At 43.6% G+C, this 15,329-nt stretch carries 11 protein-coding genes and 2 pseudogenes; 9 read left to right on the top strand and 4 right to left on the bottom strand.

Going from position 1 to position 15,329, the window contains the following annotated elements; all coding sequences use genetic code 11:
- The 4 genes from ACYTXL_RS19410 to lnt all read left to right on the top strand — a co-directional run.
- The coding region (locus ACYTXL_RS19410) for a M10 family metallopeptidase C-terminal domain-containing protein (protein WP_461926170.1) at positions 1 to 647 on the top strand (647 nt) is incomplete at its 5' end.
- Between the two features lie 188 nt (positions 648 to 835).
- Positions 836 to 2,425, top strand: coding sequence for a calcium-binding protein (locus ACYTXL_RS19405; RefSeq protein WP_461926169.1), 1,590 nt, complete (start codon positions 836 to 838; stop codon positions 2,423 to 2,425).
- A gap of 726 nt (positions 2,426 to 3,151) precedes the next feature.
- Positions 3,152 to 5,785, top strand: coding sequence for a DNA topoisomerase (ATP-hydrolyzing) subunit A (gene gyrA / locus ACYTXL_RS19400; RefSeq protein WP_461926168.1), 2,634 nt, complete (start codon positions 3,152 to 3,154; stop codon positions 5,783 to 5,785).
- Positions 5,766 to 7,505, top strand: coding sequence for an apolipoprotein N-acyltransferase (lnt, locus tag ACYTXL_RS19395; protein ID WP_461926167.1), 1,740 nt, complete (start codon positions 5,766 to 5,768; stop codon positions 7,503 to 7,505). Before gyrA ends, lnt begins: the two co-directional genes overlap by 20 nt.
- A gap of 222 nt (positions 7,506 to 7,727) precedes the next feature.
- Here lnt and ACYTXL_RS19390 read toward each other — a convergent pair whose 3' ends face one another.
- From ACYTXL_RS19390 to ACYTXL_RS19375, 4 genes are all read right to left on the bottom strand, one after another.
- Complete coding sequence (locus ACYTXL_RS19390) at positions 7,728 to 7,964, bottom strand: hypothetical protein (protein ID WP_461926166.1); 237 nt, start codon at positions 7,962 to 7,964, stop codon at positions 7,728 to 7,730.
- Positions 7,965 to 8,882: 918 nt separating this feature from the next.
- The gene (locus ACYTXL_RS19385; RefSeq protein WP_461926165.1) at positions 8,883 to 9,122 is read right to left on the bottom strand and encodes a PIN domain-containing protein; all 240 of its coding nucleotides are present in this window, start codon (positions 9,120 to 9,122) and stop codon (positions 8,883 to 8,885) included.
- A 167-nt stretch (positions 9,123 to 9,289) separates the two neighbouring features.
- Entirely contained in the window at positions 9,290 to 9,418 is a 129-nt protein-coding gene (locus tag ACYTXL_RS19380) for a hypothetical protein (RefSeq protein ID WP_461926164.1), read from the bottom strand.
- Positions 9,419 to 9,446: 28 nt separating this feature from the next.
- Complete coding sequence (locus ACYTXL_RS19375; RefSeq protein WP_461926163.1) at positions 9,447 to 9,968, bottom strand: DNA topology modulation protein; 522 nt, start codon at positions 9,966 to 9,968, stop codon at positions 9,447 to 9,449.
- A 130-nt stretch (positions 9,969 to 10,098) separates the two neighbouring features.
- Between ACYTXL_RS19375 and gatB the strand changes: the two genes are divergently transcribed.
- The 5 genes and pseudogenes from gatB (at position 10,099) to ACYTXL_RS19350 (ending at position 15,207) form a co-directional block, all read left to right on the top strand.
- Entirely contained in the window at positions 10,099 to 11,574 is a 1,476-nt protein-coding gene (gatB, locus tag ACYTXL_RS19370) for an Asp-tRNA(Asn)/Glu-tRNA(Gln) amidotransferase subunit GatB (protein WP_461926162.1), read from the top strand.
- A gap of 633 nt (positions 11,575 to 12,207) precedes the next feature.
- Complete coding sequence (argJ, locus tag ACYTXL_RS19365; RefSeq protein WP_461926161.1) at positions 12,208 to 13,449, top strand: bifunctional ornithine acetyltransferase/N-acetylglutamate synthase; 1,242 nt, start codon at positions 12,208 to 12,210, stop codon at positions 13,447 to 13,449.
- Positions 13,450 to 13,494: 45 nt separating this feature from the next.
- Positions 13,495 to 13,686 (top strand): annotated as a pseudogene (locus ACYTXL_RS19360) (hypothetical protein); the annotation flags it as partial.
- A pseudogene (locus ACYTXL_RS19355) lies at positions 13,683 to 13,850 on the top strand (bacitracin ABC transporter ATP-binding protein); the annotation flags it as partial. The pseudogenes ACYTXL_RS19360 and ACYTXL_RS19355, both read left to right, overlap by 4 nt.
- Positions 13,851 to 13,881: 31 nt before the next feature.
- Positions 13,882 to 15,207: a DUF58 domain-containing protein gene (locus tag ACYTXL_RS19350; protein ID WP_461926160.1), complete on the top strand. Its 1,326-nt coding sequence runs from the start codon at positions 13,882 to 13,884 to the stop codon at positions 15,205 to 15,207.
- Positions 15,208 to 15,329: the final 122 nt, after the last annotated feature.

Genomic DNA, 15,329 nt, shown 5'->3' with positions numbered 1-15,329 from the left:
ACGGTCAAATTAGTGCAACCTTGGGAGCATCGGGGAATTACTATGTTGGAATTTCACCCGGTACAAACGTCAACTCCAACTATTCACTACAGTTAGCCAACACTACCAGCACAAGCAATCAGCGTCTCACTGGTAATGCACTGAATAACACTCTGATTGGCGGTGACGGAAATGACCAACTGCAAGGGTTAGCAGGAAATGACACCCTTCAGGGAGGTAATGGTAATGATATTCTCACTGGTGGAACTGGTGATGACTTACTTTGGGGAGGCAATGGTGACGATATTCTCACTGGTGGAGCCGGGAAGGATAAATTTCTGTTCCAAAGTAGTGGGGTTTTTAACACAAACTTAGGTGTTGATTACATCACTGATTTTGAAGCGGGACAAGACCAGATTGTCCTGAGTAAAACCACCTTTAGTGCTGTTACTAATAGTGCGGGACAAGCTTTAACTGACTTTGCAGTTGTCACTGATGATCAACTCGTCAACGCTAAGAATGCACATATTGTCTATAGTCAAAGTAGTGGCAGCCTATTCTATAACCAAGATGCTAATGTTCTGGGTACAGGAACAGTGTTGGAGTTTGCTCGTTTAGGAAATTCTGATATTACTTTGAGTAGTAGCAATTTCAGTTTGATTGCCTAGCTTTTTTTGGCATAGGTATTAATATCTCATCTTAATACCTATGCCAAAAAAAGCTAGGTCTCAATATCGTTTTGTTACCTTAATATTTGATATCAAATATTAAGGTAACAAAAATCATGTAATGTATATTACATGATGCGTCAATTTATATTTCGACTATCTTAAACCCAAAAAAGCACAGTAAAACTATGGCTACTCAAGGAACAAACAAGAACGATAATTTAGTCGGCACTTCTGGAAATGATACTATTCAAGGCTTAAACGGTAATGATACCCTTTCTGGGCTAGGTGGTAATGATCAATTATCAGGTGGTGCTGAAAGTGATACCCTATACGGTGGTGCAGGTAAAGATCAATTTGTCTTAGAGTACTTCAATGATTATATTTTTAGCAAAGACCAAGATATCGTAACTGATTTTAAGAAGGGAGAAGACCAAATTGATGTTAGAAATATTGGCATCAGTGACTTTAATACTATCTTAGTTCTCACCAGCGATGATGCGGATGGGAACGCCATCATTAATACACGCTATCGCCTATTTGACGGTAATTATTATTATCGACTCCAAATCAATGGTATTAGCAAAAGCCAATTACAAGCTAGTAATTTCAATTTGAAGAGTGCAGTTGTTAATGACACCATCACCGGAAGTAATTTAAATGATGATTTGTTTGGTGGTTTAGGTAACGATAGCCTGCAAGGTGATGACGGTAATGACCGTTTGTTTGGTGAACAGGGAGATGATAAGTTATCAGGTGGTGCTGGAAGTGATACCCTATACGGTGGTGCTGGAAATGATACCTATTCTTTCCTAGCTAATACAGCCTTGGGAACTGACACAATTATAGAAACCACAACAGGTGGTACTGATACTATTAACTTTAGCGCTACTACAGTTGCCGTAAACCTAAATCTAGGCGTAACTACCTCGCAAACGGTTAATAGCAATCTCAAACTCATTCTCTCTGCCAATAACGTGATTGAAAATGCAACGGGGGGCACAGGCAATGATCGTCTGATTGGTAATGCACTAAATAACACTCTGATTGGCGGTGGCGGAAATGACCAATTGCAAGGGGTAGCGGGGAATGATACCTATTCTTTCTTAGCTAATACAGCCTTAGGAACCGACACAATTACAGAAACCACAACAGGTGGTACTGATACTATTGACTTTAGCGGTACTACAACTGCCGTCAACGTAAATCTAGGTGTAACCACCTTGCAAACGGTTAATAGCAATCTCAAACTCATTCTCTCTGCCAACAACGTGATTGAAAATGCAACGGGTGGCACAGGCAATGACATTTTCGCTGGTAATGCACTGAATAACACTCTGATTGGCGGTGGCGGAAATGACACCCTCCAAGGAGGTAATGGTGATGACCAACTTTTGGGAGGAGTCGGCAATGATGTTCTCACGGGTGGAGCCGGAAAGGATAAATATCTGTTCCAAAGTAGTGGGGTTTTTAACAGAAGCTTAGGTGTTGATTACATCACCGGTTTTGAAGCGGGACAAGACCAGATTGTGCTAAGTAAAACTACCTTCAATGCTGTTATTAATACTGTGGGACAGGCTTTAACTGACTTTGCAGTTGTCACTAATGATCAACTCGTCAACGCTAAGAATGCACATATTGTCTATAGTCAAAGTACTGGCAGCCTATTCTATAACCAGGATGGCAATGTTCTGGGTACTGGAACAGTGTTTGAGTTTGCTCGTTTAGGTAATCCGAATATTACTTTGAATAGTAACAATTTCACTCTAATTGCCTAGTTTTTTAGGTATTAAGATGTTGAACATCTTAATACCTTTGCCAAAAATAAAGGTAGGTCTAAGAAGTTGTTTGAAAAGTCGCAAAGTATACTAGAAACCACTCTCCAAACCTCTCCCCGTTGGCGTTAGCCTGCCGTTAGGCAAGGGTCGAGAGGCTTTGAAACCCCCATTTCCTTGTAGGGAAGGGGGGAAGGGGGGTTAGGTTTCCGAGACTTAGATGTTACCAAAAATACTTTTCAAACATCCTCTAAGGGGCTTCCAAACAAAAAAATATCCAATTATTTCTTGTGGGGTGGGCAACATGAGCGCCTTTAGTTTATGGGCGGGCGAGATGCCCACCCCACAAGATGGAATAATTAATTTCTTGGAAATCCCTAATCCAAAACCAAGGGTTTTCTAACCCTCGTAGGAGGGTTTTGCCTGTGTAGCCGCAATTTCTAATCGCTAGGATTATTCTACAATTCAAGGTGCGTTAGCCTACGGCATAACACACCCTACTTCTGGTGTGCGATTTATAATTGGCAGGATAGATGAAAATAAACTTTTAAAACATCCTCTAAGAACTATTTATTTGCTAGACACTTGAGTTAGCTGCCCAGGCAAAAAAAAGCAATATATGTTAAGATTGTATCAAATTATGGCAATTATTCAAGAGCAATTTAGAATAATCTTGCGCTTTATTGAATAAAAAAGCTAAAATCTACGATTTTTGGAGATTTTTAGGTTATGACAACCTCACAGGAGAGGATTATCCCGATAGACTTGCGAACCGAAATGTCGCAGTCTTATCTGGAATACGCCATGAGCGTGATAGTGGGTCGGGCGTTGCCAGATGCCAGGGATGGTCTAAAACCTGTGCATCGTCGCATTCTCTACGCAATGCACGAGCTAGGTCTGCTCCACGATCGCCCCTTTAAGAAATGCGCCCGTGTGGTGGGGGAAGTGCTAGGTAAATATCACCCCCACGGCGACACGGCAGTGTATGATGCCTTGGTGCGGATGGCACAGGATTTTTCGATGCGATCGCCCCTAGTTAACGGGCATGGTAACTTCGGTTCGGTAGACAACGATCCGCCAGCCGCAATGCGATACACAGAATGCCGCTTGCAAGCTTTAACTAGTGCTGGTCTACTGCACGACATCGAATTAGAAACCGTAGACTTTGCCGATAACTTCGACGGTTCCCAACAAGAACCGACAGTCTTACCGGCCCGGATTCCCCAGTTATTGCTCAACGGTTCCTCTGGAATTGCCGTGGGCATGGCCACCAACATTCCCCCCCACAACTTGGGCGAATTGATTGATGCTTTGGTAGCTGTGATTCACAATCCAGAAATCACCGATCTCGAATTAATGGAGTATGTCCACGGCCCAGACTTTCCGACTGGGGCGCAGATTTTGGGCACATCTGCGATTCGAGAAGCTTACACCACTGGGCGGGGTTCCATTACCATGCGTGGTGTAGCTAACATTGAAACCGTTGAACAGCGCGGACGCCCAGATAGAGAAGCAATTATCATCACCGAATTGCCCTATCAAACCAACAAAGCGGCGCTGATTGAAAAAATCGCCGAAATGGTGAACGAGAAGCGTCTAGAGGGCATCGCAGATATCCGGGATGAAAGCGATCGCGACGGGATGCGAATTGTAATTGAACTCAAGCGTGATGCTTATCCCCGCGTCGTTCTGAACAACCTCTACAAGCAAACGCCACTGCAAGCCAACTTTGGGGCGAATATGCTGGCGTTGGTGAATAGCGAACCCCAAGTACTTACCCTCAAGCAGTTTTTAAGCGTCTTCTTGGATTTCCGCATCGAATCCATTGCCAGACGCACCCGCTACGAACTGCGGAAAGCCGAAGAACGCGACCATCTCCTGCAAGGGTTATTAATTGCGCTTTCCCAGTTAGATCCGATTATTGTCTTGATTCGCCATGCACCAGATGCACCCACAGCTAAAGGCGAACTGATTACAACTTACGGACTCTCCGAAGTGCAAGCAGATGCGATTTTGCAGATGCAATTGCGGCGGTTGACTGCCTTAGAAGCAGATAAAATTCGTCTGGAACACGATGAATTGCAAGCAAAGATTACCGACTTGCAAGATATTTTGGCACGTCGGGAGAGAGTGCTAGAAATCATTGAAACCGAAGTCGCGCAACTAAAAACTAGTTTTGCCACACCCCGCCGCACGGTAATTTTACCAGGGGAAGGGGAATTAGATGACCGTGACCTAATTGCCAATGAAAAAGCGATCATCTTGGTTACAGAGCAAGGCTACATCAAACGGATGCCAGTCAACACCTTTGAGGCGCAAAGCCGTGCTACTAGAGGTAAAGCCGCAGCTAAAGTCAAAGATGATGATACCGTTGAGCATTTCTTGACTTGCTGCGACCACGACAGTATTTTATTCTTTAGCCAGCGTGGTGTCGTTTACTGCTTAAGAGCGTATCAAATTCCAGTGAGTTCGCGTACCAGTCGTGGCACACCAATTGTCCAAATGCTACCGATTCCCAAAGAGGAAAAAATCACTTCGATTGTACCCGTTGACGAGTTTAGCAACGAAGAATATTTGGTCATGCTTACCAAAGGCGGCAATATCAAGAAAACCGAATTGGCAGCGTTTAGTCATATTCGCGCCAATGGCTTGATTGCGATTTCCTTAGAAGAAGGCGACAAACTTCGTTGGGTGCGGCGTGCGAAAGCAGAGGACAGTGTAATCATTGGTTCTCGTCACGGGATGGCGATTCATTTCCGGTGCAACCACGAACAATTGCGTCCTTTAAGTAGAGCGACTCGTGGCGTGAAAGCCATGAAACTGAAAAATAAAGATGAACTGGTGGGTATGGATATTCTCCCCGCAGCAATTCTTGCCACTTTGGATACAGAAATAGAAGTCGAAATTGAAGATATCGAAGCAATCGAAGTAGTCGAAACAGAAGATATCGAAATTAGCGAAACTATCGAAACTATCGAAATTAATGAAGAATCTGCCGAAGTTCCTAGCAACGGCAGTATTGGCCCTTGGGTATTAGTAATTACAATGGCAGGATATGGTAAGCGCGTACCAGTTGCCCAGTTCCGGCTGCAAAATCGTGCTGGTCAGGGTTTAATGGCAACCAAGTTCAAAAACCGCAAAAACAAAGACAAGTTGGCAACCCTACGCATTGTCAACGACGATGACGATGAAATGATGATGGTGACAAATCGCGGTATTATCATCCGTCAAGCCTTGAATGCGATTTCGATCCAATCGCGATCAGCAACTGGAGTCAGAGTGCAGCGTTTAGATGAAGACGACGCGATTACCGGAGTGGCAATAGTTCCACCTGATGCTGTCGATGCAGAAGAAGCAGAGTAAAAAGCAGGGGGAGAGGTTAACTTCCTCACTCCCTTACTTGATTGCCTTAGGTAGCGGCATTTTAATGGGGCTAACCGTCGCCCCTGTCGGCGCATGGTTCCTAGCTTGGGTTGCCTTAGCGCCCCTCTGGGTTTTAGTTGTTAGTTCTAATTCAATCCAAAATCCAAGTTGCGCTGGAAGCGCACCAAAGGTGCGACCTAAAATCAAAAATGGCTTCGCCTGGGGTATCGCTTATCACGGTATCGCCCTATCTTGGATTACGGGAATTCACCCGATGACTTGGTTGGGCGTTCCGTGGTTGCCGAGTTTGGGAATCACCCTTTTTTGTTGGGGATTTATCAGTGTCTTGGGAGGAATATTTGTTGCTATTTGGGCGGCTGTGATGGTTCGTCTGGGTGGGCGAAAATCCTGGTTACGTGTATTGATTGGTACAGCCGTCTGGTGCGGCTTAGAGAGTCTGTGGAGTGCTGGTCCTCTGTGGTGGAGTTCTCTGGCTTACACACAAAGTCCGCATAATCTGGTAATTTTACACCTGGGTCAACTTTCTGGGCCTAATACTGTGACAGCAGCGATCGCAGCCGTGAATGGTTTAATTGCGGAAGCGTGGATGAACTGCCCACAGGCAGAGAGAATTTCCTCTGTGTCGCGCCAGTTGCTACAACGGGGAGCCACTGCGGTGGACGGGTTCCCCGGCATAAAGCAAGTGGCGTGGGAACCCCCGCAACGCACTGGCTTCTTTGCGCCTCTGTGGTTCGTTAATAAATACTTAGCTACTGCCGCAGGATTATTAATTAGCTTACACCTGATTGGTTTTATCTTATATAGCCATCCGATTGCTCAATCCCCAGAAACAGCCTTAAAAGTGGGGATTGTTCAGGGTAATATCCCGAACCGACTTTTACGAAGTTCTGAAGGGTTTCGTCGCGCCCAAGAAAATTATACCAGTGGGTATATAACTTTAGCAGATCAAGGTGTAGATGCAGTCCTTACCCCAGAAGGAGCCTTACCTATTTTCCAGCGTGATTTACTGGGAACTGCCTTAGTCGCAGCCGTGAAACTAAAAGGTGTAGTTGCTTGGATTGGGGCTTTTGGCGAACGGGGAGATAGTTATACAATTAGTTTGTTTACCTTCAACAGTAAAGGTGAAATTGTCAGCCGCTACGACAAAGCCAAACTAGTACCTCTGGGAGAATATATTCCTTTTGAAGGAATTTTAGGTGGAATAGTTCAGCGCTTGTCGCCTTTGAATGCACACCAAGTTCCCGGTTCAGCAAATCAGCTATTTGACACTCCTTTTGGTCGGGCGATCGCTAGTATATGTTATGAATCTGCTTTTCCTGAACAATTTCGCCGTCAAGCTGCTATGGGTGGGCAATTTATCCTCAGTTCTTCAAACGATGCCCATTACACGGCATCCATGCCATTCCAGCATCATGCACAGGATATCATGCGGGCTATTGAAACTGATCGATGGTCAGCAAGGGCAACTAATACCGGATATTCAGCCTTTATAGATCCTCACGGTAAAACCTTGTGGATATCTGGATATAATACCTATGAAACTCATGCTGAAACAATTTATCGGCGACAGACAAAGACTCTATATGTGCGTTGGGGTGATTGGTTGACACCCTTGTTGTTAGTATTCTCTGGAGGAGCTTGGCTAGTGATTCAACTTCGGGGTACAAATAAAATAAACAAAAACCTCAAAGAGTCCTAACGGACATCCCTCTCCTTACCAAGGAGAGGGACAGGTTTTGCGTAGCAAAACCAGGGTGAGGTTTCTTTGGACTATTCGATAAAGCCTAAGTTGATCCTTAACGTCATCACAAGTCGTCAGAATTCAGCATGAATTTGAGTCCGACTGGCATCTGAATAAATACTCCTCAACTCCCGCCTAAGTCCTTATTTTCATAGAAGGTGTATTGCCTATACTTGTATTTTAAATCACAGCTTCTTCCCGTTGACAATCAAAAACAACCATGTAAGAAGCATTTGGTATTTCCTGAGGAAGGTGCCGCATATAGCCATCGGCATCGGAACGACTGCGGAAGCGGGCAACAATTTCCCGTTGCGTATTAGGAAGTAGACGAGCGATCGCCCAAGAATTGAGGCGTTCTTTATAGGCAATAGGCTGATTGTCTGATTTGGAAGCTTTGTTATCCGTATTTTCTGGCATAATTATGTTATCCGTATGAAATTTCATGAAGGGCGTTAATTACTTTCTAGGTAGAAATGCACTAACGCTTTTTTTATGCTGCTGCCACCTTGTTATTCGATTATTTTTAGATTGTCAACACTTAGCGCTATATTTTAGACCAACTGAGTTGCAACTTTCAGATGCCTATGAATCTCAAAGCCTTAATTTGCAATCGTTTCCAGGACACAATAATGCTCAAGCAGAAGTTTGCAATTATTTTGTTTGTATGATTTGTCTTTACATACATAAGTAAAATCCGTATCAGTGCTAAAATTAAATATCAATGTCTGAAAACTTACGATTAAAAATTTAGATGACGTGTGTGGGATTAATCGGCGCAGATACACTCTATTTTCTCTAGTACGATCCTAGGTCACTGAGCTTGCCCTTCGGCAGGCTCAGGGTAACACCTGCCCTGAGCCCTTCGACAAGCTCAGGGTAACACCTGCGTCGTTCGCGCAGCGTCTCGTAGAGAAAGGTTGAAGTGCAGGCTACACGCCTACGGTAAAGCCATATTACAGGCATTTACGTTTTTTATAGTTAGTTTAGAATCCTGAAAACTTAAGAGTTTCTTTAGATATTAAAAAATGAAGTTTTCTTGTCTCTATACTATAGGTTTGAGTAAAATACATAGTGCAATTGTTTAATTTAAAATATCTTGACTAACTGCTATAAAATAGTTAAAGTTTTCCCTTGGCGGAGTTCAGATGAAGACAGTAGAAAATTTATATCTCAAAGTTCTCAAAGCACTGGAAAATGAGAATCACAGAGAAAAGCATTGATTTGACGCTTTAGCGGAGCAACTCCTGCTCCGCTTTAACAAAGTTTGGGGGTTTAATTCCCCTGCCTCTACAGGCAGCATGTTTTGATGGCTAATTGAAATCACCGTCACAAAACTTAATTACGAATTATTTTAACTTTTGTCAGAATATTCGGAGTTGTTACAAGCTTTTGAAAACTTCCAATAAATGCTAGCAGAAGCTTGTAATCTTCTGGTATAAATTGCTGGGTTCGATTAAATTTATTTATTCGTTCTTGATTGACGCTCCCAACTAAAAAGAGAAGCAGGATATTTGTATCAATTAAAATCCCTTTTTGGCAATAACGACGAACAAGGGAAGCAATCAAACTTTTCATACTTGTCTAATTTTCATTGCTTCTACTTCGCCAGTTTCAGAATTTACTTTAAAAAGTTTATATTCTCGTTCATATAACACAGGGGTAGAAGCAAGAGAGGTAAGAATTAAGTCTTCCAATCGACTTTTAGGAGGTTTTTTAGGAATATCAAACCCTAAAGTAATCAACTAGAAGATTTTATCCTCAGAAAGTTCAACTTCTTCAAGTCTTAAATCTCCTAATGAAGAACCCATCATCTCTTGTATGGATTTTATGTATTGATATGCAGCATTTACTGCTGTTTCGACATCAATCATAATCTTAGTTGCTCCCTGATCTAATTTGCTAATTTAATACCTTATTATAATTATTTTGTAAAAAATCTCTGACTTCTGTTGGTTCGCAAAGAATAATAACTTGCTGATTTTGTGTTAGTTGACTAAGCTTTTCGAGAATTCCAGGACGACGAGTAATTGGGTATGACCATATATATTTGATAAATTCCCAGTTCAATCTTTCAGGGCAATCTGATGCCATATCATGTCTAGATTGTCCACTATACATAAAGCGACGTTTAATCACTCGCGACAAACATAAAAGACGGGGAAAATCCAAAAAAATTACCGTATCTGCAACCGACAAACGAACGTCGAGAGTACTGCCATAGTTACCATCCATAATCCAAGATTCTCGTAGGGTTAGGTCTTGAATTATACTCTGCCATTCAGCTTTTGGAGTCTCAACCCAGCCAGGATTCCAGTACCAAGCATCCAAGTGAATCACTTCTAAGCCTAAGATGGTTCCCAATTCGCGGGCTAGGGTAGATTTACCAGCACCCCCAGAACCAATGATTAAGATTTTCTTCACCTTAAATTTGCATCTCCCTTTTCAAGCTCAAGAAGGTAAGCATTACTCACCCAAATAACCGTCTTCAGGGCAACTCAATACGCCGCTACAATAGTACAACTAGAAGGATTATTGCCCAAATATTGATATTATGACCACTGCTACGACCGTAAAAACTGAGTATGAAGCGATTATTGGTCTAGAAACCCATTGTCAGCTGAGTACCAACACCAAGATTTTCTCTAATAGCTCTACGGCATTCGGTGCTGACCCCAATACTAACATTGACCCGGTTTGTATGGGTTTACCTGGGGTCTTACCTGTACTCAATGAAAAAGTATTAGAATACGCTGTAAAAGCTGGTTTGGCACTAAATTGTCAAATTGCTAAATATAGCAAATTTGACCGTAAACAGTATTTTTATCCTGACTTACCCAAAAATTACCAAATTTCTCAATATGATCTACCGATCGCAGAACATGGTTGGTTAGAAATTGAGTTGGTAGATGCTGAGGGTAATCCCACTCGCAAACGCATTGGCATTACGCGTCTGCACATGGAGGAAGATGCTGGAAAATTGGTACATGCAGGCAGCGATCGCCTCTCCGGTTCTTCCTATTCTTTGGTAGACTACAATCGCGCAGGTATCCCATTAGTAGAAATTGTCTCGGAACCTGACTTGCGTTCGGGACTAGAAGCTGCTGAATATGCCGAAGAGTTGCGTCGGATTGTGCGCTATCTCGGCGTGAGTGACGGGAATATGCAAGAAGGATCTCTGCGCTGCGATGTCAACATTTCCGTGCGTCCGGTGGGACGAGAGCAGTTTGGCACCAAGGTAGAAATTAAAAACATGAACTCGTTCAACGCCATCCAACGGGCGATTGACTACGAAATTGAGCGCCAAATCGCCGCAATCGAAGCAGGCGATCGCATTATCCAAGAAACTCGTTTATGGGAAGAAGGCGCTCAACGCACAAGTAGTATGCGGGTGAAGGAAGGTTCTAGCGATTACCGCTATTTCCCCGAACCAGATTTAGCACCAATTGAGGTGACAAATGAACAATTAGAGAAATGGCGCAGCGAATTACCAGAACTACCAGCCCAAAAACGCCATCATTATGAAAGTGAGTTGGGGCTTTCGGCTTATGATGCGCGAGTGTTGACAGAAGATCATCCAGTAGCCGAATATTTTGAAACTGCGATCGCATCTGGAGCAAATCCCAAAGCTGCTGCAAACTGGATTACTCAAGATATTGCAGCACACCTCAATAAGCAAAAACTCAGTATTACTGAAATCGCGCTGACTCCCACCAGTTTAGCAGAGATTATCACTCGCATTGAAACGGGCAAAATTAGCAATGCTCAAGCTAAAGAAAAGTTGCCAGACTTGCTCAGTGGTATTTCTCCTGAGAAAGCCTTTGCCGGTCAAGAGTTAATCACCGATCCTAGTGTACTAGAACCCATCGTTGATGAAGTCATAGCCGCCAATCCCAAAGAACTAGAAAAGTATCGTAACGGTAACACCAACCTGAAAGGCTTCTTTGTTGGACAAGTTCTGAAAAAGACAGGCAAACGTGCTGATCCTAAGCTGACTAACGAATTGGTGGAGAAAAAATTGGACGCCTAGTAGTTTGTTAAGTCAACTTTGCTTAGGGGGATGAGGGGGACAAGGGAGACAAGGGGATGAAGAAAGAAAGTGTTTTCCCAATGCCCCATCCCCAATGCCCAATGCCCCAAGTCAGTATTTTATCGGTGGTTCTTCACAGAATCTTCACAAAAAAAGCTGGTGACAACCCGCATACCTAAAATGATATGCTGTGGTATGTAGATGCACCCTGATGATCTGGAGAGCTACCTAAGTGGCTCTCTTTTTTATTTTATTTTTGTGGTATTTACGGTGAACTTCATAATAATATTATTATAAATAATTTCAATAAATTAAGTATTAACCCTTAGATTACAAATGATAGAGTCCCGTTAAGTAGATGCACCCTGATGATCTGGAGAGGGACCCAAGTAGCTCTGATTTTTTGCTTTTGTCTTTCGTCATAAGAAAGGTAAAAACAATTATGCTAATCGCCAACTGGTACATTATTATTACCATCAGCAAATAAACTCACAACAAAAGGGACTGGGAAGTAGGGGGAAACTCTAAACTCCTGTACAGACGCGATTAATCGCGTCTCTCCAAACTCCTAAACTCAGCACTTTTCCAAAGCACAAATTGACCTATCCGACCTGATAGTTATAAGGAATAATAATGGCAGATTGGCACAAAATAACAGGTGGCATCACAGCACCAAGGGGGTATCAGGCGGCGGGAATTACCGCCGGGTTGAAACCTTCTCTTTTGCCAGATTTAGCTTTGATATTCTCAGAGGTGGAAGCGATCGCAGCTGGTGTATTTACCACCAGCCAAGTTAAAGCCGCCTGTGTAGAATATTGTCGCCAACGCTTGCAAGCTAAACATAGCGCTCGTGCCATCCTCTGCAACGCCGGACAAGCAAATGCCGCTACAGGAACTCAAGGCTACCTTGATACCCTAGAATCTGCTATGGCAATAGCCCAAGCATTAAACATTTCGTCTGAATCTGTGTTATTGGCTTCCACTGGCGTGATTGGTCAAAGAATTAAAATGGATGCGTTGCGAAGCGGGATTCCCAAGGTAGTAGCAGCACTCTCAGAAACAGGCTCAGATGCCGCCGCCGGGGCGATTATCACTACAGATTTGGTAACAAAATCCATTGCCCTAGAGACAACTATAAGCGACCGTCCGGTACGAATTGGCGGCATTGCCAAAGGTTCCGGCATGATTCACCCCAACATGGCAACCATGCTGGCATTTGTGACTTGTGATGCTGTGGTTTCGCCTCACCTTTGGCAGCAGATGTTAGCAAGGGCAGCTGATAGAAGCTTTAATTCCATTACCGTGGATGGTGATACCAGCACCAACGACAGCTTAATTGCCTTGGCAAATGGTCAATCTCGCACCCCAGCAATTACAGAATTAGGCGCAGAAGCAGAGAAATTAGAAGCGATGTTAACAGCAGTTTGTCAGCATTTAGCCAAAGCGATCGCTCGTGATGGTGAAGGCGCAACCTGTCTAATTGAAGTGGAAGTAACAGGCGCCCATGATGAACTCTCAGCTAGGCAAATAGCCAAAACCATTGCTGGTTCATCCTTAGTTAAATCTGCAATCTTTGGACGTGACCCCAACTGGGGACGCATCGCTGCCGCCGCCGGACGTGCAGGTATTCCCTTTGAGCAAGAAAACCTGCAAATTAAGCTAGGGGATTTTTTAATGTTAGAAAATGGTCAACCTCTACAATTTGATCGTGCAGCAACGAGTGCTTATTTAAAAAAGGCAGCAGGGGGTGCTTATCTCCAAGAGGATACGGTGTTAATCTCCGTTAATGTTGGTAATGGTTATGGTTCAGGTAAAGCTTGGGGTTGTGATTTGAGTTACGATTACGTGAGAATTAACGCCGAGTATACTACTTGAACTACTCACAGCTGGTTTGCTAGGTTAAGAGAATCATAACTAGAAAATTGGGTAGAAGTTGTTGAACGGGTGTGTCAAGTTCGTGTTTTCAGCACCGCCGCACGAGAATTAGGTTTGGATATTAGCTATATTCGCCAACCGATCAAACTGTTCGATGGTACTCCCTTTAACGCCGATGATCCGATCGCTTATCTCAACAGTTTGCAGATTAAACGTGATTTTTCAGTCGCGGAATGACCAATAGTCCCCATGCGAAAATTAGTGAAGTCATGGAAATTCCTTTTTTTTGTCCACGCGATCGCAGCCGCATCATGGAAGATCCAAAATATTACCAACTGCGTAACTATGCCCTAGACTTCCTCTTTAACCGCTTTGCCCATGATGATAGTAGGTTAAACTAATCGTCATTCTCCTAACTTCTCACTCTAAAAAATGGTTCCTTCCAGACGAGTTTATCTATTGTTGGTTTTGAGTATAGCGATCGCCCCGATCCTATGCCTTTTTCTCAACATTAAAGCAACGATCGCCATCACTTTGCTATTTGATGCGATCGTTCTCGGATTGATGGTTGTAGATGGTTTGCGGGTGCGGCGTTCTCGTGTGCAAATTAGCCGCGAATTACCGTCACGATTATCGATTGCGCGGGATAATCCGGTGGTACTAAAAGTCACATCGCAAAATAGCAACGCCTTAATTGAAATCTGCGATTACTACCCAACAGGGTTTGGCGTATCTGCACCCGCACTCCGGGCTATTGTTCCCAATAACAGCACCAAGGAATTGACGTATACCGTCAAGCCGACACAGAGGGGAGAGTTTCCTTGGGGAAATATTCAAGTCCGACAGTTGGGACTTTGGGGATTAGCTTGGGATGATTGGCAAATTCCCCAAAGTCTGCCAGTGAAAGTTTATCCTGATTTAGTGGGATTGCGATCGCTCACAATTCGTCTGACACTGCAATCATCAGGATCAATGCGCCAATCTCGCCATACTGGTATTGGTACAGAGTTTGCCGAACTGCGGAACTATCGCACTGGTGATGATTTGCGGTTTATTGATTGGAAAGCTACCGCCCGTCGGGTTGGGGCTTATGGTAATGCAATGCCACTGGTGCGGGTTTTGGAACCAGAACAGGAACAAACATTACTTATCTTGCTTGATCGTGGACGGTTGATGACAGCAAAAGTGCAGAGTTTGCAGAGGTTTGACTGGGGTTTGAATGCAACTTTGTCCTTAGCTTTGGCAGGGTTACATCGAGGCGATCGTGTCGGTGTTGGTGTATTTGACCGCCAGATGCATACGTGGATTCCCCCAGAACGTGGTCAACATCATTTGAATCAGCTAATTGATCGCTTAACTCCAATTCAACCAGTGTTATTTGAATCTGATTATTTAGGGGCGGTGACAAATGTTTTGCAGCGACAAACTCGTAGGGCGCTTGTAGTCGTAATTACTGACTTAGTTGATGTCACCGCTTCTACAGAACTCCTCGCCGCACTCTCCAAACTAGCACCCCGCTATCTCCCATTTTGCGTGACTCTGCGAGATCCGCAAGTTGATCGTCTGGCACACACATTCACAGATGATGTTACAGATGCTTATGCCCGTGCAGTGGCACTTGATTTATTAATGCAACGACAAGTAGCATTTGCCCAGTTGAAGCAAAAAGGTGTATTGGTACTAGATGCACCAGCAAATCAAATTGCCGATCAGTTAGTTGAGCGCTATCTGCAACTTAAAGCGCGAAATCAGCTTTAGCTAAGGAACGTGGATTAAATAAAATGCAAAACTTCATCCTGTCTCTAGCTTCCCTCTCCTTTATAAGGAGAGGGATTGAGGGTGAGGTAAGCCAGGGACATAAATTGTATGTTATTTAATTC

The organism is Nostoc sp. (genome assembly GCF_054880495.1).
Note: the sequence above shows the minus strand (reverse complement) of the source record. Positions and strands in the feature narration are given on the sequence as shown.